Origin of the sequence: Zhongshania sp. (genome assembly GCF_041584495.1) — a bacterium.
Lineage (GTDB): Bacteria > Pseudomonadota > Gammaproteobacteria > Pseudomonadales > Spongiibacteraceae > Spongiibacter.
Map to the genome: position 1 here is coordinate 14,395 of NZ_JBFHDY010000003.1, position 21,559 is coordinate 35,953.

At 51.6% G+C, this 21,559-nt stretch carries 24 protein-coding genes; 15 read left to right on the top strand and 9 right to left on the bottom strand.

The annotated features are described in order from the left end of the window. Nucleotides 1-44: 44 nt before the first annotated feature. Nucleotides 45-683, top strand: a complete 639-nt coding sequence (gene crp / locus ABYP33_RS00900) for a cAMP-activated global transcriptional regulator CRP (RefSeq protein ID WP_373087243.1) — start codon at nucleotides 45-47, stop codon at nucleotides 681-683. Nucleotides 684-812: 129 nt separating this feature from the next. Here crp and trpC read toward each other — a convergent pair whose 3' ends face one another. Genes trpC through trpE form a run of 4 tightly spaced genes read right to left on the bottom strand, consistent with a single transcriptional unit; the run spans nucleotide 813 to nucleotide 4,751 of the window. Continuing rightward, the gene (gene trpC, locus ABYP33_RS00905) at nucleotides 813-1,619 is read right to left on the bottom strand and encodes an indole-3-glycerol phosphate synthase TrpC (protein ID WP_373087246.1); all 807 of its coding nucleotides are present in this window, start codon (nucleotides 1,617-1,619) and stop codon (nucleotides 813-815) included. Further along, entirely contained in the window at nucleotides 1,616-2,665 is a 1,050-nt protein-coding gene (gene trpD, locus ABYP33_RS00910; protein WP_373087441.1) for an anthranilate phosphoribosyltransferase, read from the bottom strand. The genes trpC and trpD overlap by 4 nt, the downstream gene beginning before the upstream one ends. Nucleotides 2,666-2,670: 5 nt before the next feature. Continuing rightward, nucleotides 2,671-3,255: an aminodeoxychorismate/anthranilate synthase component II gene (locus tag ABYP33_RS00915; protein ID WP_373087249.1), complete on the bottom strand. Its 585-nt coding sequence runs from the start codon at nucleotides 3,253-3,255 to the stop codon at nucleotides 2,671-2,673. Next, the gene (gene trpE / locus ABYP33_RS00920; protein WP_373087252.1) at nucleotides 3,255-4,751 is read right to left on the bottom strand and encodes an anthranilate synthase component I; all 1,497 of its coding nucleotides are present in this window, start codon (nucleotides 4,749-4,751) and stop codon (nucleotides 3,255-3,257) included. Before trpE ends, ABYP33_RS00915 begins: the two co-directional genes overlap by 1 nt. 263 nt (nucleotides 4,752-5,014) lie before the next feature. Between trpE and arfB the strand changes: the two genes are divergently transcribed. Beyond that, nucleotides 5,015-5,437: an alternative ribosome rescue aminoacyl-tRNA hydrolase ArfB gene (gene arfB / locus ABYP33_RS00925; protein ID WP_373087255.1), complete on the top strand. Its 423-nt coding sequence runs from the start codon at nucleotides 5,015-5,017 to the stop codon at nucleotides 5,435-5,437. On the opposite strand, the gene ABYP33_RS00930 is transcribed toward arfB, so the two are convergent. Then, entirely contained in the window at nucleotides 5,434-6,213 is a 780-nt protein-coding gene (locus ABYP33_RS00930; RefSeq protein ID WP_373087258.1) for a sulfite exporter TauE/SafE family protein, read from the bottom strand. The genes arfB and ABYP33_RS00930 overlap by 4 nt on opposite strands. Nucleotides 6,214-6,439: 226 nt before the next feature. On the opposite strand from ABYP33_RS00930, the gene ABYP33_RS00935 reads away from it, so the two are divergent. The 4 genes from ABYP33_RS00935 (at nucleotide 6,440) to ABYP33_RS00950 (ending at nucleotide 11,524) form a co-directional block, all read left to right on the top strand. Beyond that, nucleotides 6,440-6,598, top strand: coding sequence for a hypothetical protein (locus ABYP33_RS00935; protein ID WP_373087261.1), 159 nt, complete (start codon nucleotides 6,440-6,442; stop codon nucleotides 6,596-6,598). A gap of 177 nt (nucleotides 6,599-6,775) precedes the next feature. Beyond that, nucleotides 6,776-7,111, top strand: a complete 336-nt coding sequence (locus tag ABYP33_RS00940) for an Hpt domain-containing protein (RefSeq protein WP_373087264.1) — start codon at nucleotides 6,776-6,778, stop codon at nucleotides 7,109-7,111. 6 nt (nucleotides 7,112-7,117) lie between these two features. After that, nucleotides 7,118-8,008 (top strand): diguanylate cyclase, encoded by an 891-nt coding sequence (locus tag ABYP33_RS00945; protein WP_373087267.1) that lies wholly within the window; start codon nucleotides 7,118-7,120, stop codon nucleotides 8,006-8,008. Between the two features lie 981 nt (nucleotides 8,009-8,989). Further along, nucleotides 8,990-11,524 carry a TonB-dependent receptor gene (locus tag ABYP33_RS00950; RefSeq protein ID WP_373087270.1) on the top strand — a complete coding sequence of 845 codons (2,535 nt, stop codon included), beginning with the start codon at nucleotides 8,990-8,992 and terminating at the stop codon, nucleotides 11,522-11,524. A 65-nt stretch (nucleotides 11,525-11,589) separates the two neighbouring features. Here the strand turns inward: ABYP33_RS00950 and ABYP33_RS00955 are convergent, their stop codons facing one another. The 3 genes from ABYP33_RS00955 to ABYP33_RS00965 form a co-directional block, all read right to left on the bottom strand. After that, on the bottom strand, nucleotides 11,590-12,276 hold the full coding sequence (locus ABYP33_RS00955) for a ChrR family anti-sigma-E factor (RefSeq protein WP_373087273.1): 687 nt from the start codon (nucleotides 12,274-12,276) through the stop codon (nucleotides 11,590-11,592). After that, entirely contained in the window at nucleotides 12,273-12,836 is a 564-nt protein-coding gene (locus ABYP33_RS00960) for a sigma-70 family RNA polymerase sigma factor (RefSeq protein ID WP_373087276.1), read from the bottom strand. Before ABYP33_RS00960 ends, ABYP33_RS00955 begins: the two co-directional genes overlap by 4 nt. A gap of 93 nt (nucleotides 12,837-12,929) precedes the next feature. After that, nucleotides 12,930-13,148 (bottom strand): hypothetical protein, encoded by a 219-nt coding sequence (locus tag ABYP33_RS00965; protein WP_373087279.1) that lies wholly within the window; start codon nucleotides 13,146-13,148, stop codon nucleotides 12,930-12,932. Between the two features lie 130 nt (nucleotides 13,149-13,278). Here ABYP33_RS00965 and ABYP33_RS00970 point away from each other — a divergent pair, with 130 nt between their 5' ends. The 5 genes from ABYP33_RS00970 to ABYP33_RS00990 all read left to right on the top strand — a co-directional run bounded on the left by ABYP33_RS00970 (nucleotide 13,279) and on the right by ABYP33_RS00990 (nucleotide 17,730). Continuing rightward, nucleotides 13,279-14,289 carry a cysteine synthase A gene (locus ABYP33_RS00970; RefSeq protein WP_373087282.1) on the top strand — a complete coding sequence of 337 codons (1,011 nt, stop codon included), beginning with the start codon at nucleotides 13,279-13,281 and terminating at the stop codon, nucleotides 14,287-14,289. A 71-nt stretch (nucleotides 14,290-14,360) separates the two neighbouring features. Next, entirely contained in the window at nucleotides 14,361-15,599 is a 1,239-nt protein-coding gene (locus ABYP33_RS00975) for a cytochrome P450 (protein WP_373087285.1), read from the top strand. Nucleotides 15,600-15,638: 39 nt separating this feature from the next. Then, nucleotides 15,639-16,211, top strand: coding sequence for a LemA family protein (locus ABYP33_RS00980; protein ID WP_184464193.1), 573 nt, complete (start codon nucleotides 15,639-15,641; stop codon nucleotides 16,209-16,211). 1 nt (nucleotide 16,212) lies between these two features. After that, complete coding sequence (locus ABYP33_RS00985; RefSeq protein WP_373087289.1) at nucleotides 16,213-17,085, top strand: GIDE domain-containing protein; 873 nt, start codon at nucleotides 16,213-16,215, stop codon at nucleotides 17,083-17,085. A gap of 39 nt (nucleotides 17,086-17,124) precedes the next feature. Next, a complete protein-coding gene (locus ABYP33_RS00990; RefSeq protein WP_373087292.1) occupies nucleotides 17,125-17,730 on the top strand; it encodes a TetR/AcrR family transcriptional regulator in 606 nt (201 codons plus the stop codon). Here the strand turns inward: ABYP33_RS00990 and ABYP33_RS00995 are convergent. Beyond that, nucleotides 17,723-18,181, bottom strand: coding sequence for a DUF2489 domain-containing protein (locus ABYP33_RS00995; protein WP_373087295.1), 459 nt, complete (start codon nucleotides 18,179-18,181; stop codon nucleotides 17,723-17,725). The genes ABYP33_RS00990 and ABYP33_RS00995 overlap by 8 nt on opposite strands. A 107-nt stretch (nucleotides 18,182-18,288) precedes the next feature. Between ABYP33_RS00995 and mtnA the strand changes: the two genes are divergently transcribed. The 4 genes from mtnA to mtnC are packed head-to-tail and all read left to right on the top strand — an operon-like array spanning nucleotide 18,289 to nucleotide 21,255. Beyond that, nucleotides 18,289-19,341 carry an S-methyl-5-thioribose-1-phosphate isomerase gene (mtnA, locus tag ABYP33_RS01000; RefSeq protein ID WP_373087298.1) on the top strand — a complete coding sequence of 351 codons (1,053 nt, stop codon included), beginning with the start codon at nucleotides 18,289-18,291 and terminating at the stop codon, nucleotides 19,339-19,341. A gap of 19 nt (nucleotides 19,342-19,360) precedes the next feature. Beyond that, a complete protein-coding gene (locus ABYP33_RS01005) occupies nucleotides 19,361-19,984 on the top strand; it encodes a methylthioribulose 1-phosphate dehydratase (protein WP_373087301.1) in 624 nt (207 codons plus the stop codon). Nucleotides 19,985-19,992: 8 nt separating this feature from the next. Beyond that, nucleotides 19,993-20,544 carry an acireductone dioxygenase gene (locus ABYP33_RS01010; protein ID WP_373087304.1) on the top strand — a complete coding sequence of 184 codons (552 nt, stop codon included), beginning with the start codon at nucleotides 19,993-19,995 and terminating at the stop codon, nucleotides 20,542-20,544. 18 nt (nucleotides 20,545-20,562) lie between these two features. Then, a complete protein-coding gene (gene mtnC, locus ABYP33_RS01015) occupies nucleotides 20,563-21,255 on the top strand; it encodes an acireductone synthase (protein WP_373087307.1) in 693 nt (230 codons plus the stop codon). The last annotated feature ends 304 nt before the right edge of the window (nucleotides 21,256-21,559 follow it).

The window sequence follows — 21,559 nt, forward strand, 5'->3', positions numbered from 1 at the left end:
ACACACGCATTGGACATTCTGTTAGATCAAGAGACCCCACAACCGTGCTGAACCCGCTAAAACCAGAAATCGCAAATATAGAAGGCTTCTTAGCTCACTGCCACCGACGCCGCTACCCCAGTAAAAGTACCCTAATTTACGCTGGCGATGACAGTGACGCCTTGTTTTACATCACCGAAGGCTCTGTCACCGTCATTATAGAAGACGATGAAGGACGCGAAATGATTGTCGCTTATTTAAACAAAGGCGATTTTTTCGGTGAAATGGGCGTGTTTGATGAAGACAGCCCAAGTACACGCAGCGCATTAGTCAAAAGCCGCACCGAGTGTGAAATCGCAGAAATCAGCTACAGTAAATTCCGCGAACTCAGCGAACAATATCCCGATATTTTATTAGCCCTGGGCCGACAAATGGCTAAGCGCTTGCGCTTAACTACCCGCAAAGTCGGCGATCTCGCCTTTTTAGATGTTACCGGCCGAGTCGCCCGCACTTTACTTGACCTGTGCAAGCAACCCGACGCAATGACTCACCCAGACGGTATGCAGATCAAAATTACCCGCCAAGAAATCGGCCGGATTGTCGGTTGCTCAAGAGAAATGGTTGGCCGTGTTTTGAAAACCCTAGAGGAACAGGGCTTAGTTAACGTGAAAGGTAAGACCATGGTCGTGTTTGGTACACGCTAGGTTTCGCCTAATGCTGGACGGGAGATGCAACAGCAAGTGCGGCCTTCCATCTTTCTCACGCGGAACAGGATCGGCGGCAAAGCACCAGTCTTAGCGTTTGCCGTCTCCCATCCAGCGTTAAGCGGCCTCTCAGGTAAATAACTCAGCCAATTTCTCGCCCGGCTCGTCAACGCGCATAAACGCTTCGCCCACCAAAAATGCATTCACACCTTTACGGCGCATTGCCGCCACGTCTGCAGAGGTGTGAATACTGCTCTCGGTCACCACCAAAAATTCGTCGCCGATATCAGCTAACAAATTAAACGTCGTTTCTAGCGTGGTTTCAAAAGTATGCAAATTGCGATTATTAATGCCGATAAGACGATTGCCCAACGGTAAAGTACGCGCCAACTCTTCGGCGTTATGCACCTCTATCAATACATCCAACCCCAATTCAACGGCCAGTGCATTCAAGCTCGCCATGTCGGCGTCGTTCAGTGCCGCAGCAATCAATAGGATGCAATCAGCACCAATTGCTCGCGCCTCATAAACTTGATAAGGATCAACGATAAAGTCCTTACGAATTACCGGAAGCGAACACGCCGCTCGCGCCTGCTGCAGATAAGCTTCTGAGCCCTGAAAAAAGTCGGCATCGGTAAGCACTGATAAACACGCCGCGCCGCCGCGTTCGTAGCTAGCGGCAATCTCAGCAGGATGAAAATCTTCGCGAATAACGCCCTTGGAGGGCGAGGCCTTTTTAATCTCGGCAATCACTGCCGACTGCCCGGCCGCTAACTTCGCCTCCATTGCCCGAACAAAGCCCCGTGGCGCCGAGGCTGTTTTAATTTGCTCTTTAAGCGTGGTAATAGCAACGTTAGCGCTACGCTCAGCAACTTCTTCGCGCTTACGATCAATAATTTTCTTTAAAATTGTTGGCGTATTTAATGACGAATTCATTTTTGCGATCCGCCAATTAAGCCCTGACTAAAGGCAGCGAGTTCACCCATTTTTTCTAAAGCCTGGCCACCATGAATGGTGTCTTCAGCCAGCGCAACGCCTTGTTTTAAAGTACTGGTAACGCCAGCAACATAGAGCGCCGCGCCCGCATTTAAAGCGATCATGTCGGCGGCCTTTTTGCCCGCTTCGGTACTGCGCTTACCTAGGGCATCGCGAATCAGCGCCAAGGAGCCCGCGCTATCTGTTACGTCCAGCCCCACAAGACTTTGACTTTTAATTCCCACGTCTTCGGGTGAGAGTAAATACTCCGTTATTTCGCCGTCTTTTAACTCGGCGACTTCGCTCACGCAGGCCAAGCTAATCTCGTCTAAGCCGTCTTTGGCATGGACCACCATCACATGCTCCGCACCTAAACGCTGCAGTACCTCAGCCAAGGGCCTGCACAGCTCGCTGCTAAACACACCCAAGACCAAGCGCGTCACGCCCGCGGGGTTGGTCAGCGGGCCCAAAATATTAAAAATCGTGCGCTGGGCAATTTCGCGGCGAACGCCAATAGCGTATTTCATTGCGCTGTGGTGATTAACCGCAAACATAAAACCAACACCCACCTCACGAATACAGCGGGCCACTTGCTCTGAGTTTAAATTGAGCTGAATACCCGCCGCTTCTAGTAGATCTGCGCTACCGCTTTTTGAGGACACCGAGCGATTGCCATGCTTTGCCACATGCGCCCCCGCCGCCGCCACCACAAAAGTACTGGCCGAAGAGACATTAAATAAATTAGCGCCGTCACCACCGGTACCAACAATATCAACCACATTCCTTAAGCCGCTAATATTCACTGGCATCGCCAATTTGCGCATCACTCGCGCTGCACCTTCAATCTCATCGAGGCTTTCACTTTTCATCCGCAGTGCAATAAGAAACGCGGCAATTTGGGCGTCGGTGCATTTGCCCGTCATGATGTCGCTCATCACCGCCGTCATCTCATCTGTACTCAGACTTATGTTTTGCACCACCCGCCCGAGGGCAGCGGTTATTGTCATGGCCGTCATACGCCGCGCTCCAAAAAGTTTTTAAACAGGTCATGGCCCTGTTCAGACAAAATGGACTCAGGGTGAAACTGCACCCCCTCAACATCGAGTGTCTTGTGACGCACGCCCATAATTTCATCGACTCTGCCGTCTTCGAGCTGGGTCCATGAAGTTATTTCCAAACAGTCTGGCAGACTGACTTTGTCGATGACCAGCGAGTGGTAGCGGGTTGCGACTAAGGGATTATGCAAACCGCTAAATACGCCACTGTTGTGGTGGTGCATCGGTGAAGTCTTACCATGCATCACCTGCCTAGCCCGCACAATTTTGCCGCCAAACACCTGACCAATACTCTGATGCCCAAGACAAACACCGAGCACCGGAATCTTGCCCGCAAAGGCTTCGATTGCCGCCATGGAAATACCGGCTTCATTAGGTGTGCAGGGGCCAGGGGAAATCACGAGGTGCGTCGGCGCCAATGCCTGAATCTCCTCAATACTGATTTCATCATTGCGAACCACTTTGACGTAGGCGCCCAACTCAGCAAAATACTGCACCACGTTATAAGTAAAGGAGTCGTAATTATCGATCATTAATAACATTATGACGCCTCCACGTTGTTGGCCACACCGCTCTGTACCATTGACGCCGCTTTAAATACCGCCCGCGCCTTATTCATCGTTTCTTTCCATTCCAGTCTAGGCTGAGAATCGGCAACAATGCCGGCGCCAGCTTGAATATGCAGCTGACCATCTTTAATAACAGCTGTGCGGATTGCGATGGCGGTATCCATATTGCCATTCCAGCTTAAATAGCCGACAGCGCCGCCGTAGACTCCGCGCTTAACGGGTTCAAGCTCGTCGATAATTTCCATGGCTCGCACCTTGGGCGCACCGCTCAAGGTACCTGCCGGTAAGGTCGCGCGGAGTACATCCATGGCGGTAATATCATCGCGCACTTGAGCGCGCACGTTCGAGACGATATGCATCACATGGGAATAGCGTTCAACCACCATTTTATCGCTGAGCTCTACCGTACCTGTTTTGGCCACTCGACCCGCGTCATTACGGCCTAAATCGATCAACATTAAATGCTCAGCAATTTCCTTGGGATCAGCGAGTAGCTCGTGTTCAAGCGCTAAATCTTCTGCGTCGTTATGACCCCGGCGGCGGGTACCAGCAATCGGCCGCACGGTGACTTCGCCAAGCTCCAAGCGCGCCAGTATTTCCGGTGAAGAACCAACAATATGGAAGTCTTCCAAGTTGAGGTAATACATATAGGGCGACGGATTCAGATGGCGCAGAGCGCGATAAAAATTCAGCGGTGAGGCATCAAAAGGAATACTCAGGCGCTGAGACAAAACCACCTGCATGGTGTCACCAGCAAGAACGTAGTCGCGCACTTTCTCGACGACTTCTTTAAATTTATCCTCACCAAAACTAGAAACAAAATCCGTTTCAGCGACGCCATCGGCGCCCAGATTCAACTCTGGCAGCATAGGCGACAAGCCTCGCAACATCTGCGCATAGGAATCGAGACGTTCCTGAGCTTTGTCATAGGCCCCAGGATCAGCAGGATCGGCATGGGTAATAATCTTAACAACGCCAGAAAGATTATCAAAAACCAGCAATTCCTCAGACACCATCAACAAAATATCCGGTGTACCCAATACATCAGGTGGCGTTGTCGCCATTAATTTGGGTTCAATATACCGCACGCAATCATAGGCAAAATAACCGACCAAGCCACCATAAAACGCCGGAAGCTCATCTAGATCCGGTACTTGATAACGAGCTTGAAAGGCCTCGACAAAGGCCAGTGGGTCGTCACACTCGTGGGACTCGATTAATTTACCTTCGCGATGGACCGTGACTGTTAAACCTTCAGCACGCAATACGGTACGCGCACCGAGGCCAATAATTGAATAACGGCCCCATTTTTCACCGCCGTGAACGGATTCAAATAGAAAACTGTAGGGCTCGGCAGCGAGCTTTAGGTAGGCACTGAGGGGGGTATCGAGGTCGGCCAACACATCGCGATAAACCGGAATACGGTTATAGCTTTGCTGCGCCAGTTCATTATATCGCTGGGCTTGCATGATAAATCCTTAAAAATGGTGGGTCGGTTTGCCAGTTTGCTTTTGCAATAGCTACCATCGCCATCGACGGCAATCACACAGCAGTGTTATGCGGGCCTTATGCACCATTTTCGTAAACTCATCACACCAAATTAGAATAAGCAACATTGTAACTGAGGCGGGCCTGCGGGGGAACCTCAAAAAAAATAGCGCCCGCCTTGCCCTTTATGCGCGTTTTCCAGTCTCACAAGCAAACTGATAGACTAGCGTCCTTTAGATAGAGAATGTTCACTGTGTTTGAAATATCAGCCGCACTCACCCTGCCCGACGATGAAGTTGAACTAAGCGCCATCCGCGCCCAAGGTGCCGGTGGTCAGAACGTCAACAAAGTGTCCTCTGCCATCCACTTGCGTTTTGATATCAAGGCCTCATCACTGCCCGACTATTACAAGCAACGCCTCCTGAATAGAAATGATCAACGCATCACCAAAGACGGCATTATTGTCATCAAGGCCCAACAATTTCGCACCCAGGAAAAGAATCGAGATGACGCGCTGCAGCGTCTGCGCGAGTTCATTATAGAATCTGTTAAAACTTTACCCCCCCGCCGCCCCACCAAGCCTACCAAGGGCTCGCAACGCCGCCGTATGGACAGTAAAACGCAACGCGGTAAAATCAAATCGCTGCGCGGCCGGATTGACGATTAACTCACCATCGCAAAGCCACTTGCCACCACCGTCATCACAAACAAAAACCATTTCAAGCTGCGCTGACTCGCCTTTAGCGCCAGACGAACACCCACTTTTGCACCCAGTATTGAACCAAGGCCAAGAACCAGCCCCGGCAACCACGCCACGAGATCTTGCCATATAAATACCGCCAACGCCGCCACGGTCAGTGCAGCTGTACACAGCATTTTCAGGGCATGCGTCCTGACAAGGTCATATCGCAGAGTACCTGCCAAGGCCCCTATTAATACAAAACCAACACCCGCCTGCACAAAGCCGCCGTAGACCCCTGCCGCAAACAAGGCCCAAAAGGCCTCGGGGCAATCTTTAACGTGCTTCACTGGCGTTCCCAGCGGTGGCGCTATCACTACGGGCCTCACCAAAATAATGAGCGCCATACTCACCATGGCAAACAGCAAAATCGGCTTTAGATAGTCTACTGGTATATAAGCTGCCGCAATCGCACCGAACACCGAACCCATTAAAGTAGGCCGTAGCACAGACCACAGATCTGCCCGGGGCAATTGGCCATGGCGATCAAAATCACGCACCCCAGTCAGCGACTGCATCAACACACCAACGCGATTAGTGGCATTGGCGACATCTGCAGGCAGCCCCATCACCATTAAGGCGGGCAAAGTCAGGTTTGACCCGCCACCGGCCAAGGTATTGATCACCCCAGCAACCAGGCCAACAGTTAGCAACAGCAAGATAAACCACGGGTTCATTGCCGCCAAAGAATCAATACCAATCACTCGTACAACTCCAAAAAGCCATCCACCATTGAATTATTTGAAAGCTAAGCTAATGGCGACCAAGTCGCTCAATATGGCGACGACATACCAAACTTGGGCGGCAATATATGAAGAATTACCTAAGTATAAGTTCGAATCGCCTATTTTAGCGCCCGCTTTATACTATTTCACATGGACTCGGTTTAGCTTAACACCGAGCTACAACTAACGTGGGCTAGGAGGCCTCATGGCAAACTCAAACAATATTACCCTTAGCATTCCCTTAATTGGCAATATCATTCTCGTTGTGATCAGCGGCGCGTCAGCCCAGATAAGCTTGGGCGCACTGCCAATTATTGCCCTTTGTGTGGCCTTGGTGCTTGCCACAACAGCCCTAAGCCAATAAGCAGTGAGTGGCAACCATCCCTGCGCTCGCCTCAATACTTCGCATACCCGCTCACCACCGCAAGAAAGCAGCCTAAACAAAATCGCCTAAAGTGCTCGTTAGGTAGCTAAAAAGCCGTGAATACCCAAGCAGTATCGGGCATTATGCAGAGATAATCCGCTTTAACCCAAGGACGATATGATACTGGATCCTCAGCGCGTTCAGGACATCACCCGGAACAAAACCGCACTTATTAAGACACTCGCGCAACTGTTTCTTAGCGAACTTCCTGATATGATTGATAGTATTGAGCTTTCTTTTAGCCAAGGCGACAAAAAAGCATTATCTAATGCTGTTCACCGTCTCAAGAGTGCGCTCGGCAATTTCGCCAGTTCAAGCTATTATCAAGAGGTGGGCGCATTAGAAGCGCGGGCACTAGACCTTGATGCAACACAATGGCAAACCGACTGGCTCACTGCAAAAGACAAGCTAGACATGCTAATCATAGAATTAAAGCAAATGGCAGGACTATAACCCTCTATGGATGTGCTGATAGTCGACGATGACGCAGTGACCCGGCTCGCACTAAGCGCTGCACTAGAAGAGTGGGGCTTTGTGCCGATCCTTGCCGAAAACGGCGAACAAGCCCTTAAAAAGCTTGAAATGGATAACGCCCCGCATTTGCTCATCTTTGATTGGTCAATGCCCGGCATGAGCGGCCCAGAACTGTGTAAAACCATCCGCAAACGTGAAGATGGGCAGTTTTTTTATATTCTGATGCTAACCGGCAAAGAGGGCAACGAAGCCATTATTGAAGCCATGGAAGCAGGCGCCGACGATTTTTTAAGTAAGCCCTTCGATCACCGCGTGCTAAAAGTACGCATCGCGGCAGGCAGCCGAATTGTCCGCCTAGAGCAAACCCTAAACCAACTGGCCTCCAGGGACGCCCTCACCCAGTGCTGGAATCGCCGAATGATCGACGAGCTATTTACCAATAGCATCGCCGAGTCGACCCGCAAGCGCAGCGCCTTTTCACTTATGGTATTAGATATTGACCACTTTAAAGTAGTGAATGACACCTACGGTCACGCCGCTGGCGACCTGGCACTCAGACACGTAGTTAGCATTCTAAACACCAATCTTCGTGAATACGACCAGGTAGGTCGCTATGGCGGTGAAGAGTTTGTCATTCTCTTACCTGCAACCGACGAAAACGAGGCCTGGGGTGTGGCAGAACGCGTCAGGTCTGCCATTCAGTTTCAACCCACCGTAATTAATGATGGCGCAAAGATCGACCTCACGGTTAGCATCGGGATAGCGCAATTTGATCGCAGCCGGGATATAAACAAAAACACCTTTTTTGAGCGCGCCGACAAAGCACTGTACACCGCCAAACAATCTGGCCGAAACCGGATTATCTGCGCCGACTAATCAACACTGAAACGAATAATAACAATTTCACCTTAAGCCTGTTCAATACAGTCATACCCAAAAGCATGCCCACACCACCCGAGCTAAGACACTCGCTCAGCGAGCTACCGCCGCGCAGCGATTGAAGGTCACGCACTACTGCGCATTGCTGCCAAAGGCGGCAATCACCCAATCTTGATTATTCCAGGCCTTGGCGGCGACAGCACTTTGTTACTGCGAAATTGGCTAATAAATCAAAATTTGGCCAGCAAAATCTAGGACTGCAGCCGTCACATGACAACTTATCACCTATGCAGCATTACTGATGCATTGACGTTCCGACAATAATTGCTCGCCGAGCTACACTGCAAAGTAGAACAACTTTATGGCGAATACGACCGTAAAATAAGCTTAATCGGCCGACGTCTTAGCAGACTGTACGTAGACCAACTCGCACAAGAATGTCCCGAGCGCATTGGTCAGGTCATCACTCTCGGCACACCGCACGGCGACCCTCGAGGTACAGCAGCCTGGTCGCTAATGCAGCGTGGCTGTCGCCGCCCACATCGCAATCAACGGCAGTCACTGCGGCTTAACAATAAACCCCCGTGTTTATTGATTAATCGCCAACCGGCTTGCGCAAACCGAAGGCCAAGAAAGCGACTTTTGTATGTCTGCCACGCCGTGCTGGCTATAATTTAATTACATCATATACTGATAATTACGGGGGATATACTCGAAAAATATACGCAAAACAGCAATAAAATCCAGCTAAAACCAAATTTATGCAGATATAACAGATAAATAAATCATACAAAAAGGAATAATTACAAAAATTTAATTAACTCCATGTTACCAAAAACCACTACAAACTCGACAACATAGCGCAGCGTCAGAACCAACGCCTCACCATCCCAAAAGAGGCTGATTGTAATCTTCAGGTTAATATGCTTTAACTTAGTAAGCTTAAATAACAATAACGATCCGAAACGGAGCGACTACGTGAATAAAATTTCCCCCTATGCTGCAGGGCTTTGCGCGCTGACAACAGTTTTTAGCTGTCACAGTATCGCCGAAGCAAAAAAATCTGGCTTTGCACTAGAAGAAGTTATCGTTACAGCGCAAAAAAAGGCCGAATCATTGCAAGACACACCAATCTCACTCACTGCCTTTGGTGAGGAGCGCCTCGAAATTGACGGCATTAGTAGCCTGGGGGATATTGGCTCCAAAGTACCCAGCCTGACTATTGAGCCCTTCCCCATCAACAACGCGACGCTGCGCATCTTTATTCGTGGCGTGGGCATTTCTGATGTGCAAGTTACCCAAGACCCGCCGGTTGGCATTTATGTCGACGGCGTTTATATCGCCCGCTCAACCGGCACCGCCTTGGACGTTGCCGAGCTACAACGCATAGAAGTCCTCCGCGGCCCTCAGGGCACACTCTACGGGCGCAATACCACAGGGGGTGCGATCAACTTAATTACCAAACGCCCAAGTGTGGAAGAGTTTGAGTTGAAACAAAAATTTACGGCGGGTAATCGCAATCTCTTCACAGCAAAAACCTCCGCCAACATCCCGCTTGGCGACACCCTTGCCGCCAAGGTCGCGTATTTAAACACCCGCATGGACGGCTTTATTGAGAACACAGGGCCAGGTGGCGATTTCGGCGACAAGCAAGTTGAAGGCTACCGCATTGACCTGCGCTGGGACATCAGCGACAGCCTTACCCTCGATTACGCCTACGACAACTCAGATTACGAATATTATAACTATATGTACCAATCGATCCGCCCTGGGGTACAAAACAAGGGGCAGGCCGAGCCGGTTCGGGAATACGCCGTTACCCAGTCCAAGCACAGTGAAAATCGCTTCAACGACATGGCTACTGCCAGACCACTGGAAACCTCGGCCACCAAAATTGAAGGCCACTCATTAATCATCACCAAAACCCTTGAGAACGCCCAACTTAAATACATTGGCGCCTATCGAGAGCTCTATGACGCCGCTTACGCGGACCTCGGCGGTGGTATTGGCTCCGAAAACTACCGTACCGACTCCCACGCCTATTGTGGCCCCGCAGTCCAGGCGCAAACCGGCGAAGATTGCCTGCCGCTCGTGGTACCGCAAATCAACCAAGAGCAATTTTCCCACGAGTTCCAATTTAGCGGCTCGGCACTCAATGGCAGTATCGACTACATTACGGGAGCGTATTATTTCGAAGAAGAAGCCACCGAAAACAATAGTCCACTCCACCATCAGTTCAGCTCTGAAATCAGTGATGGCGTTATTCCCATTCCGGCACTGGGCGCAGCACTAGGCTCAGTATTATTAGACAGTGGTGACGTGCACCTGGTAAACATGCTCTCCCAGCGCTACGACATTAAGAACACCGCCATCGCCGCTTACGGCCAGTTCACCTGGACACCCCGTATGCTCGACAAGCGCATGCACCTAACCTTTGGCGCACGCTATTCCCAAGACGAGCGCGAGGCCCTAAAAAATCAAACCGATAAAACCTATGTCGAAATCCGCTCTTTAGATATGGCAATCGACATGGAGAACCTTGGCACCTTGGCGCCAATTCTCGAGCAGGGCGGCTTTTTAGTACCGGGTGATCGCGCCTTCAATAACGTTCAAGCCCAAAAAGACTTTGACGACTCGTCCTTTAGCTTTATTGCCGAATTTGATGTTACCGACGACATCAATATCTACGGCAAGTTTGTGCAAGCGTATAAATCAGGCGGTTTCAACACCCGCGACCCACAGCGCGGCGCCACCGGCGAAGCACCCGGCACACCGGGTAAAGGCGACGACACGGCCACACCGGCCCCCGATGGTAATGTCTATGGCTTCGGTTTTGCCGACGGCTTTGATGAAGAGCATGTTGCCTCTATCGAGCTCGGCATAAAAAGCGAGTTACTCGACCGTCGCCTGCGGGTAAACGCCAACGTATTCACTAGTGAGTACACCGAAATGCAGCTTAACTTTATTTTGTCTGGCACCATTGCCGACACCAAGGTAACTAACGCTGGTGAAGCGACCATGCGCGGTTTAGAAGCCGACATCACCTACTTACCCACTGAAAACCTGATGCTAATGTTTAACTACGCGTATCTGGACGCCGAGGTAACCAAGGCCAAAGACGAATTTGGCAATGACCTTTCCGACAGCTTTGTGTTCTACTCAGCACCTAAAAACTCCTACACCGTCGCAGCAGATTGGACTATTGCCAATATAACCTGGGGCACGGTGGCAGTGAACATAAGCTATAACTTCATGGATAACCGCAACGGGGGGTCGCGGGCCTACAACGCCCCCAACACGTTTATCAGTGATTACGGCTTAGTCAATGGTCGCCTAAGCTTGAGTGAAATACCCATGGGCACCTACGGTAAGTTCAATATCGGTATTTGGGGCAAAAACCTAGCCGACGAAGAATTTGAAATTACCGCCATCGACAACCTTCCCCACAGTGACCGCACCGTCATTTGGGGCGACCCTCGCAGCTATGGCGTTGACTTGATTTACGAATATTAATCATCCAAGCGCTCAGTAACAAAAAGGGCAGCCTAGGTTGCCCTTTTTGTTACTGAGCAAGAATATCACATACCGACAATCGGCTGTATTAGCCGTGCTAACCACCCCCGAAACGCCAAGGGCGCATCCATACCAGCAAGGCAAATACAGTCTTCATCACGGTCAGCAACGGGCTGATGCTCAACACTCGCATCCAGATCAGCGACATCACCAGCATTAAACTTACCTACGCTGTCACTGTAGCCACCGCGCAAGATCATGGTCAATTCACTGCCACGATGACTGTGTACAGGCATTCTTTTACCTGCGGCAATCCTCAGTAAGCGCACATCGCCTTCATCACAGCTAAGCATAATCTGCTTTAAACCTGGCGCAATGGTCTGCTTCCAAGGTAATGCATCAAAACTATCTTCCTGCAGAAACCGGTGTAATAACCGAGGAATCGCCTCCGGACCGGCCCCACTCAGCTTAGTCTCGTCCGCGCCCCCACTGACCTTCACAGCATGCTTACTCTCACTTAAATCCGTATCTAACTGCTCGAGAACACGTGCTCTTGCCCTTGCGGAAAGAGCCTTCGGCGTCAACGCCACCATCAAGCCTGCGCCCAGCACTTCGCCGGCATTCACGCTGACCCGACACTCAGGACAATACTGCAGATGGCAGCCAACCACTATGGCCAAGCCAGCAGGCAATGCCCCCGCCGCATAACTAAGCAGGGTTTCTTGATTCGGGTGATGCTCAATACGGCTCATACGCTATCTTCTCCAAAATGCTGACGAAAAGCTTTTATGGCCAGCCGCAAACTTGATTTAACGCTACCTAAAGGCATTCCGGTTTCACCGGCAATCTCACTGTGGCTCTTGCCCTCGTAATAAGACTTGTAAACCACTTGCGCTTGACTCTGCGGCAAGGTGCCTAGTACCGCCTTTAAACGCTCGCCATCAGCATTCAAGCGCGCTTCATCATCCACCGTCTCAGCTAAGTTTTCATCCAACTCATAAGCAATACCGCGCTGCTTACGCAAGCGATCAATCCACAGATTTCTGGCGACACGGAACAACCAGGTACTGACCGCCGCTTTCTCCCGAGAATACAAATGCGCTTTATTCCACAGCGCTAGCAGGGCCTCTTGGCTTAAGTCTTCAGCCACCGCAGGCTCCGCGCCCTGCCCGAGCAAGTAGGCATTCACCCTCGGCGAAAAATAATCGAACAACTGCACGAAACTGTGCTTATCACGCTCTTGCGCAATACGCTCTACACAGTCGGCCCAAAATTCGCCATTGCGCGCTTGCTCGACGGCAAGTTCTGCCATTTATCAACCCCTCGTTATGCAGTTGTACGTCGCCAGTGGGCGCTTAGATCAAGGTTTATGAATTATCATCGGTAGACCACAGAATGGCCGCGATCAAAAGAACTGCAGCGGAATACGCAACCACAATAGCTCCGGTGCCACCGGCCCACCAAAAATAGGAATATCGCTGAGCACTTGATCGATATTGGCAGGCCGTAAACAGCGGCAAGTTGGCGGCACGATACCGGCAAAATCCGCAGCCAGCAGAAAATGGCCTATCCCACCGAAAAAGAACACCAAGCAAACCAGTAGCCGCAAAGTACTTTTCAGCATATGCCTTCCCATACAGCTTATTGTAATTCTAAGTATTGCTCATTAACTCAGCATAGCGCCATTTTATAATTAGCATTGCCGCCTCAGCCCCTCACCTATACCATTAGGACTGTAAATAATGGAGTAAATCATGTCTTTGCCCACTTTTAAGTCAATGCCCGAGCTTATCGGTAATACCCCACTGATCCACCTCAAACAGGTATCAGAACTGACCGGCTGTACCATTTTAGGCAAAGCAGAGTTTCTCAATCCCGGCGGCTCCGTGAAAGATCGCACCGCATTGGGCATAATTCGCGACGCTGAAGCCAAGGGCACGCTGCGCCCGGGTGGCACTATCGTCGAGGGCACTGCTGGCAACACCGGGATTGGCCTAACCCTCATCGCCAACGCCCTAGGCTACCGCAGTGTGGTGGTAATGCCCCAAAGCCAGAGCCGAGAAAAAATCGAATTACTGGATTTATACGGTGCCGACCTGCGCCTAGTCACCGCCACGAGCTACAGCGACCCTAATCATTATATCCACACAGCCCGACGATTGGCCGAAAGTTTAAATGAATCTGAGCCTAGCGGGGCAATTTGGGCTCGGCAATTTGACAATACCGCCAATACCGACATCCATGAACGCACAACTGGCCAGGAAATTTGGCAGCAAACCGGTGGCAACATCGACGGCTTTATTTGTGCTGTAGGAACCGGCGGCACCTTGGCCGGGGTCAGTCGCGCCCTCAAAGCCCACAAGCCCCAGATCACAATTGGTTTAGCCGACCCCAAAGGCTCTTCACTTTATAATTATTTCACCAATGGCGAATTGCGCGGTGAGGGTAGATCAATCACCGAGGGCATTGGCATAAGTTTGGTCACAGATAATTTACGTTTAGCCAGTATCGACCAAGCCTTTGAAATCAGCGATGCCGAAGCCCTGCCCTATATCTTTGACATGCTTCGTCACGAAGGTCTCTGCCTAGGAGGCTCCTCAGCCATTAATATTGCCGGCGCGGTGCAGCTGGCCCGCAAACTCGGCCCCGGCCACACCATTGTGACCATACTGTGCGACTACGGCGATCGCTATAAGAGCAAATTGTTTAACCCCGTATTTTTAGAAAACATGGGCCTACCGGCGCCAGACTGGACACGCAATTAAACGCGCTTAGCCATCACCCCTCAAGCCACTGACGACATACCTGAATAACAAGCTCAATAAGAGAACACACTATGCCGGAATGCCCTTTTGCCAACCTGCTAGACCCTGATACCTATGCGCAAGGTATGCCCTACGAGGCACTCCAAAAACTTCGCCAAGCGGGGCCGGTGGTTAAAATGGACGACCCGCTGACCGGCGTGCCTTACTGGGCGGTAGTGGGCCAGCGAGAACTCGATTATGTCTCTAAAAACCCTGCGCTGTTTTCATCGGCGCTGCGCAGCTCCTTCCCAATGGAGCACCCTCAGGACATGGTGGATTTAATTTTCAGCCACACCATTATCAATATGGACCCACCGCGCCACCAGAAAGTCCGGCGCATTGTGCGCGAGGCGTTTACGCCAAAGCGAGTCGACTCCTATGAGCCGGCCTTTCGCGCCCACGCTAAGCGCATTTTGGATAATGTCGTGGCCCGCGGCGAGTGCGAGTTTGTCGAAGAGGTCGCAGCGGAACTGCCGCTCATAGCCATACTAGAGCTTTTAGGGGTGCCGCTTAGCGACCGCAAGCAGTTTTTCGACTGGACCAACACCATGATCTTCGCTGACGACCCCGACATGGCAACCAGCGAGCTAGACGGCCAGATTGCCGCAGGCGACTGTATTAACTACGCATTGCAGCTGGCCGCAAAACATCGCAGCGAGCCCATGAACAATATAACGGGCGCCTTGCTCGATGGTGAAGTCGACGGCGAGGGCATATCAGAAGAAGACTTTGCCTGGATGTTTATTCTTATCTTGGTCGGCGGCAATGAATCTACCCGCACCGTAATTTCCCACGGTATGCGTCTTTTAATGGAGCATCCCGAGCAGCTCCAGTACTTAGTCGACAATCCCGCAAAAATACCCGCCGCAATCGACGAAATACTGCGGTTCAACACCGCGTTTATACAAATGCGCCGCACCGCGACCCAAGATATTGAGCTCGGTGGCCAAGCGATCAAAGCCGGTGACAAAGTCATTCTGCACTATCACGCCGTCAATCACGATGAAGCGGTATTTGGTGACGACGCCATGCAATTTGATGTTCGCCGTGCCGAGCGCATGCCCAAGCTGGCTCAGCAAGTACGTTCATTTGGCATAGGACAGCACTTTTGCATTGGCTCCCACCTCGCGCGGTTAGAGCTACTCGTTATGTTCGAGGAGATCATCCCCCGATTGCGCAAACCCCGGGCCAATGGCGAGCTGGAGTATATCCGCTCGTATTTTGTAAACGGCATAAAAAAAATGCCCATTCGCTTCGAAGCCGGCCACTAAGGCTCCCAAACTTATATTTATTCACAAAGGAACAAGGACATGGAAATCGGTCTTATTATCAGCCTCGCTGTCGTCCTATTTAGTATTTTTTATTTGGTCATGCTCTATAACGGCCTGGTCAGTTTAAAACACGCCGTGAGCAAGCACCTTGCCAATATTGACGTACTGCTCAAGCAGCGCCACGACGAGCTCCCCAAGCTCATCGAAACCTGCAAACAGTATATGAAGCACGAGCAAGAAACCCTCAGCAAGGTCATTACCGCGCGCCAGCAGGTGTCTGTTGCCCAGTCCAACCACGACATGATTGCCCTGGGGCAGGCTGAAACAAACTTGCGCGCATCAACCGGTCAACTATTTGCACTGGCGGAAAACTACCCCGAGCTAAAAGCCGACAGTAGTTTTGCCGCCTTGCAAAATCGCATTTCAGAATTAGAAAATGCCATTGCCGATCGGCGTGAGGTCTATAACGAAGCGGTGAACAACAACAATGTGCGTATTGAACAGTTTCCCGACGTCATCATCGCCCGCTGGTTTCGCTTTCACGCCTTCGATCTGCTGAAGTTTGCCAAAAGTGAAGTACAGGACGTCGATATAAAATCTTTGTTTAATTAATATGTCGGCGGATTATCTCAGCCTAGGAATCAGCGCCGCCATTGCCCTAGGCTGCGCCTATGGCAGCCTCAGCCGCCTGCACTCCGCCCGCATTATTGAAGATACCCCAACCTCTAAAATTCGCTCTGCGCACCAGGGCTATGTTGAGCTCATCGGCTTTGCCAAAGCCGGCGCCGCAGAATTGCTACTCAGTGGCTTAAGCCAAACGCCCTGCCTGTGGTACCGCTACAACATTGAGCGCTACGAATCCTCAGGCAAAAATAGCCATTGGCGCAGTGTCGAACGCAAAACCAGCGAGCAGCCATTTATACTCAATGACGGTACCGGCGACTGTATTGTTTACCCCGATCGCGCCGAGGTGAGCACCCTGCGCAAAAAGGTATGGAAGGGCAGTGAACGCCACCCCAATAGCACTGTGAGTATGCACAGCCTATTTGGCAGTCGCTATCGTTATACGGAAGAAATACTCTGCGCTGACGATTTACTCTATATCATTGGCCAATTTCAAACTCGGCACCCGCCCAGCGCCAGTGAGCTACAAGAAAAAGCGATGGCAACGATACTCAATGATTGGAAACGGGATTACGACCAGCTCGTCGCCCGCTTTGACCGTAACGGCGACGGTGAAATTGACCTGCAAGAATGGGACTTAGTACGCGCCGAAGCCCTGCGCAAAGCCCAGCGCCAATACCGCAATCAAACGCCGCCGCCCCCAGTACATACCATCAGCTACTCGCCCAGTCGTCGACAACCCTATATGATTGCTAGCTCAGAACCCGATTCGCTGAGTAAACGCTTCCGCTGGCAGGCTTTTTTCTTGCTAGTAGCCAGTTTAGGCAGCGCAGTCGCGTTTATGTGGTTAATCACCCAGTAATAAGCGATACCGATAAAATTGAAGAAGAAGGATTACACAATGGCTACCCGCCGCAATACCAAGGAACGCATACTCAATGTTGCCGAAGGCCTGTTTGCCCAACAGGGCTTTGCTGCGACCTCAGTAAGCGAGATTGCCGCCCAAGTTGGCATTAGCAGCCCAGGTATTTATAAACATTTCAGCAATAAATTTGCGATTTACGAGCAGGTTTGCCACCGGCTATTTACCCCCTTGGCAGAGGCCACAAGAGGCATGGCCGCCAATGCCGATTTTGCTGACACCAGCCAGCAGATCTATCAAGTGCTATCCCTGTTGGCCACAACCCCTAATACCGCGCGTATCGTCCAGCACGCCACCCTCGCCCGCGACGAAACGCTAGACTTACTGAGCGACCGCTGGTACCGCAAATTTTTCTCCTCAATTAGCGACCCAGCCAAAAACCCCGACAAAGACTGGATCAACGTTCCCACCGCCATGGCCTTCCACTGCATGATTTTGGGTTACGTCACCCTAGCGCCACTACACCGCTCTATTTTTGGCGTCGACCCCCTACAACCTGAACAGCTCGAAGCTCAATTAAAATTCCAGCAAAATATGGTTAGTGGCTTAAATCACCTGATGCAGCATCAAAATGTCCTCAAGTAATCTTGCTCAAATGCTCGGCAGCGCGCTGCAGACTATCGAGATAACGGGCCTCCAACAACCCCATTTCAGCACTGTAGGTCGCGCGTTCTTCAGCACTTAAGGCCTTCCAATCTGCATGGGTTGGAATATGTGCCAAGCTAGCCGCCATATCACTAAATACCGCAATATCGGCGCTATAGGCCGAATCCACCGCCGCCGTCTCTGCCAACACGGCCACCCGCAGTGCGCACTCACTTGCGCCCAACTGCCCAGCCAAATAGCTGCGCGTAAGGATCGCAATCCCTTCTCGTGCCGCCACGCCCTGCACCGCCAACTCATTTTGAAAGCCCGAGCACTCAGCCTGTTCGCGCCGACGCTGTTCACGTAATTGCCACAGCAAGCGCCCAGCAATCACCATCAGCACCACAATTATTAAGGTAGCAGCGATCAGCCACACTCCATATTCGCCCATTCACAACTCCGCTAAAAACAGCTATCAAAACACCATTCTGACATCCGCATGGCCAAACACCTAGGAGCAAGCTTATAATTGCCGCCCTGTAAAAACGGAGGCCGCCAGTGACTAGCCCCAGCGCCATTAAATGGTCAACACAGCAATTGCAATTGCTTGACCAACGGATACTTCCCGCTCGAATTGAGTACCTAAGCTACAGCGAGCCCTTTGCGGTGGCTGAGGCCATTCGTAATATGGTGGTGCGCGGCGCCCCCGCAATTGGCATCACCGCTGCCTACGGCATGGTACTGGCTGCGCAGCAACTCACATCTACGCCCGCCAGCGTTGCCGCGTGGTGTCAGGCACTTAGCGCGGCGCGCAGCGCCTTGGCTAATTCCCGCCCCACCGCCGTTAATTTATTTTGGGCGCTGGAACGCTGCGACCGCGTAATAGAAGAACAAGGCAATGGCGGCAATGTACTGGGCGCACTCACCACGCTGGCAGAAAACATTCACGCTGAAGATATTAAACTCAACCAACGCATTGGCGATTTTGGCGCCAGCCTAATTCCCGCCCACAGCGTGGTGTACACCCACTGCAACGCCGGTGCCTTGGCCACTGGCGGCTACGGTACAGCACTGGGGGTGATTCGCTCCGCCTACCGCGACGGCAATATTCGTGGTGTGATTGCCGGAGAAACCCGGCCCTGGCTACAGGGCGCAAGGCTTACCAGCTGGGAGCTAATGCAAGACGGCATTCCAGTAACCTTAGCCATTGAGGGCGCCGCGGCGCACCTTATGCGCGAACAAAAGCCCAGCTGGATTATTGTTGGCGCCGACCGCGTTGCCGCCAATGGCGATGCCGCCAATAAAATCGGCACCTATAACCTCGCCATTATCGCCAAATACCACGGTGTAAAAGTTATGGTTGCCGCGCCGACCAGCACCTTTGACGCCCATATCGACGGTGAGCAAATCCCTATTGAGCAGCGCCCCGGCGAAGAAATAAGCCACAGCTTTGGCCAGCGAATTGCGCCAGAAAATAGCAATATTGCCAATCCGGCCTTTGACGTAACACCCGCCACCTTAATCGACGCCATTGTTACCGAGTACGGCATTATTCATGCCCCCAACCGTGACAAGGTACTGGCCCATTTGCGCGCCGCCGCTGACAGCTAGAGTAAGAAAGGACGCCGCCATGATCGACAGCAAATACTTCTACCAGCAGGCCATTGCGCTAGCCGCCGCTGGTGACGAGCTTTACCGCCGAGGCTGGGTGCCCGCCACCAGTGGTAACTTCTCTTGTCGCCTCAATGCCGAGTCGGCCATTGTTACTGCATCCGGCAATCACAAGGGCCGCCTCAACCCCAGCGACTTCATTGCCGTTGACCTTCGCGCCAAGCCGATCAGCAGCGGTAAGCCCTCGGCAGAAACCGCCCTGCACACTCAACTGTATGCCCGCTTCGCCCACATAGGCGCAGTACTGCACTGCCACTCCCCAGCAGCCACGGTTTTGTCCATGGCATTGGCAAACAGCCCTGAACTGGTGTTAGAAAATTACGAGCTGCTCAAAGCCTTTGATGACGTCGACACCCACGCCACCCGCGTCAGCATCCCCATTTTTGCCAACACCCAAGATATCGACGCCCTCGCGGTAGAGGCCGATCAATACCTAGCCGAGCACCCCCGCTGCCCCGCTTATTTAATTCGCGGCCACGGCGTGTACTGCTGGGGCAAAGATTTAGACGCTTGTATGCGCAATTTAGAAGCCGTCGATTTTCTTTTACACTGCGAACTCGAAAGAATGCGCCTTAGCCGTTAGGAGCCTCCATGAGTACACTGACTATTTTTGCCGATTCCGACAGCAGCCAGTCGTTGGTGCACAGCACTGCGCCACAGGAGATTAGCCGCTTACTCGGCGCCGAGGGCGTTCGTTTTGAGCAATGGCAAACCCGTGACGATATTCGCGCTGGCGATAGCCAAGACACCGTCTTAGCCGCTTATGCTGATGATGTGGAACGCTTGATACGCGAACAAGGCTACCAAACCGTGGACGTGATCAGCATCGCCAGTGACAATCCCCAAAAAGGCGTTTTGCGCCAAAAGTTTTTAGACGAGCATACCCACAGCGAAGATGAAGTGCGCTTTTTTGTTGAGGGCCAAGGCCTGTTTGCCCTGCATATTGGCGACAAAGTATTTGAGATACTCTGCGAAAAAGGCGATTTACTAAGCGTACCCGCCAACACCCAACACTGGTTTGATCTTGGCCCCGAGCCGGACTTAGTCGCCATTCGGTTTTTTAACAACCCCGATGGCTGGGTGGCTAATTACACCGGCAGCACAATCGCCGACGCCTACTCACGCATTGCCGCTACAAACTAAAAGCCAAGGGAATAAACTGTGATCAATACCGTTGTTACCGACATCGAAGGCACCACCAGCTCAATTCACTTTGTGCATGACGTGCTCTTCCCTTATGCGGCAAAGAATTTGCCTGAGTTTGTTCGCAGCAATCACACTAAGTCTAAAGTAAATAGCGCATTACAAGACGTTGCCGCCTTAGCGGGCATTGCCGCCGATGATATTGACGCCCTCATCACCCAACTCTTGCGCTGGATTAGCGATGATAAAAAAGTCACTCCGCTTAAAAGCTTACAGGGCTTAGTCTGGGAACATGGCTACCGCAACGGCGATTACCAAGCCCATATTTACGCGGACGCATTAGCGTCCCTAAAAGCTTGGCATCAGCAAGGCCTGGATCTGTATGTTTACTCCTCAGGTTCGGTTTACGCGCAAAAACTGTTTTTTGAATTTAACGAAGGCGGCGATTTAAGCAGCTTATTCAAAGGCTATTTCGACACCGTTACCGGCGCCAAGCGCGAAGCCGATTCCTACCAAAAAATTCAAAAAGCAATTGACAAACCAGCCAGTGAAATTCTTTTTTTATCGGATATAGTTGAAGAGCTAGACGCCGCAGCGGAAATCGGCATGCACACTGCGTGGCTACAAAGAGACGCGGCCGAAATTGAGCACCACCCCCACCATCGCTGCGTTCGCAGCTTTGCTGATATTGAATTATCGGCGCTCCGATAAAATACCTGTTTTAACAGATCGAATAGAGAAATATGGCAGCTGATTACGTGAGCGCTAACCAATAAACGACGAGAAAATGCGAATTGCGTGGCAAGATCGCTGACGTTATTGCTAGTAAACAATAAAATTCAGTGGCTGAGCGTTAATGCGAAGCAGCCATGCCGGGCTTGATCCGGCATCTAACGGGTGAGCGTGAACGACTTCGGCGGTATTAGGTTCCGAATCAAGTTCAGGGGAGTGACTTAGGGTGGCGGGTGACCAATGATGACTAAGGCCCTTGCCTAACATGAACTACGGGGCCGGT

Bases quoted from the DNA above. Each gene is read 5' to 3' on its own strand.
- ABYP33_RS00995 (WP_373087295.1), bottom strand. From the start codon at position 18,181: ATGGGCGAATATGGAGTGTGGCTGATCGCTGCTACCTTAATAATTGTG.
- ABYP33_RS00960 (WP_373087276.1), bottom strand. From the start codon at position 12,836: ATGGCAGAACTTGCCGTCGAGCAAGCGCGCAATGGCGAATTTTGGGCC.
- ABYP33_RS00980 (WP_184464193.1), top strand. From the start codon at position 15,639: ATGGAAATCGGTCTTATTATCAGCCTCGCTGTCGTCCTATTTAGTATT.
- trpE (WP_373087252.1), bottom strand. From the start codon at position 4,751: ATGCAAGCCCAGCGATATAATGAACTGGCGCAGCAAAGCTATAACCGT.
- ABYP33_RS00945 (WP_373087267.1), top strand. From the start codon at position 7,118: ATGGATGTGCTGATAGTCGACGATGACGCAGTGACCCGGCTCGCACTA.
- ABYP33_RS00975 (WP_373087285.1), top strand. From the start codon at position 14,361: ATGCCGGAATGCCCTTTTGCCAACCTGCTAGACCCTGATACCTATGCG.
- ABYP33_RS00915 (WP_373087249.1), bottom strand. From the start codon at position 3,255: ATGTTATTAATGATCGATAATTACGACTCCTTTACTTATAACGTGGTG.
- ABYP33_RS01010 (WP_373087304.1), top strand. From the start codon at position 19,993: ATGAGTACACTGACTATTTTTGCCGATTCCGACAGCAGCCAGTCGTTG.
- arfB (WP_373087255.1), top strand. From the start codon at position 5,015: ATGTTCACTGTGTTTGAAATATCAGCCGCACTCACCCTGCCCGACGAT.
- ABYP33_RS01005 (WP_373087301.1), top strand. From the start codon at position 19,361: ATGATCGACAGCAAATACTTCTACCAGCAGGCCATTGCGCTAGCCGCC.
- ABYP33_RS00965 (WP_373087279.1), bottom strand. From the start codon at position 13,148: ATGCTGAAAAGTACTTTGCGGCTACTGGTTTGCTTGGTGTTCTTTTTC.
- ABYP33_RS00985 (WP_373087289.1), top strand. From the start codon at position 16,213: ATGTCGGCGGATTATCTCAGCCTAGGAATCAGCGCCGCCATTGCCCTA.
- trpC (WP_373087246.1), bottom strand. From the start codon at position 1,619: ATGAATTCGTCATTAAATACGCCAACAATTTTAAAGAAAATTATTGAT.
- ABYP33_RS00935 (WP_373087261.1), top strand. From the start codon at position 6,440: ATGGCAAACTCAAACAATATTACCCTTAGCATTCCCTTAATTGGCAAT.
- ABYP33_RS00955 (WP_373087273.1), bottom strand. From the start codon at position 12,276: ATGAGCCGTATTGAGCATCACCCGAATCAAGAAACCCTGCTTAGTTAT.
- trpD (WP_373087441.1), bottom strand. From the start codon at position 2,665: ATGACAATAACCGCTGCCCTCGGGCGGGTGGTGCAAAACATAAGTCTG.
- ABYP33_RS00940 (WP_373087264.1), top strand. From the start codon at position 6,776: ATGATACTGGATCCTCAGCGCGTTCAGGACATCACCCGGAACAAAACC.
- ABYP33_RS00970 (WP_373087282.1), top strand. From the start codon at position 13,279: ATGTCTTTGCCCACTTTTAAGTCAATGCCCGAGCTTATCGGTAATACC.
- ABYP33_RS00990 (WP_373087292.1), top strand. From the start codon at position 17,125: ATGGCTACCCGCCGCAATACCAAGGAACGCATACTCAATGTTGCCGAA.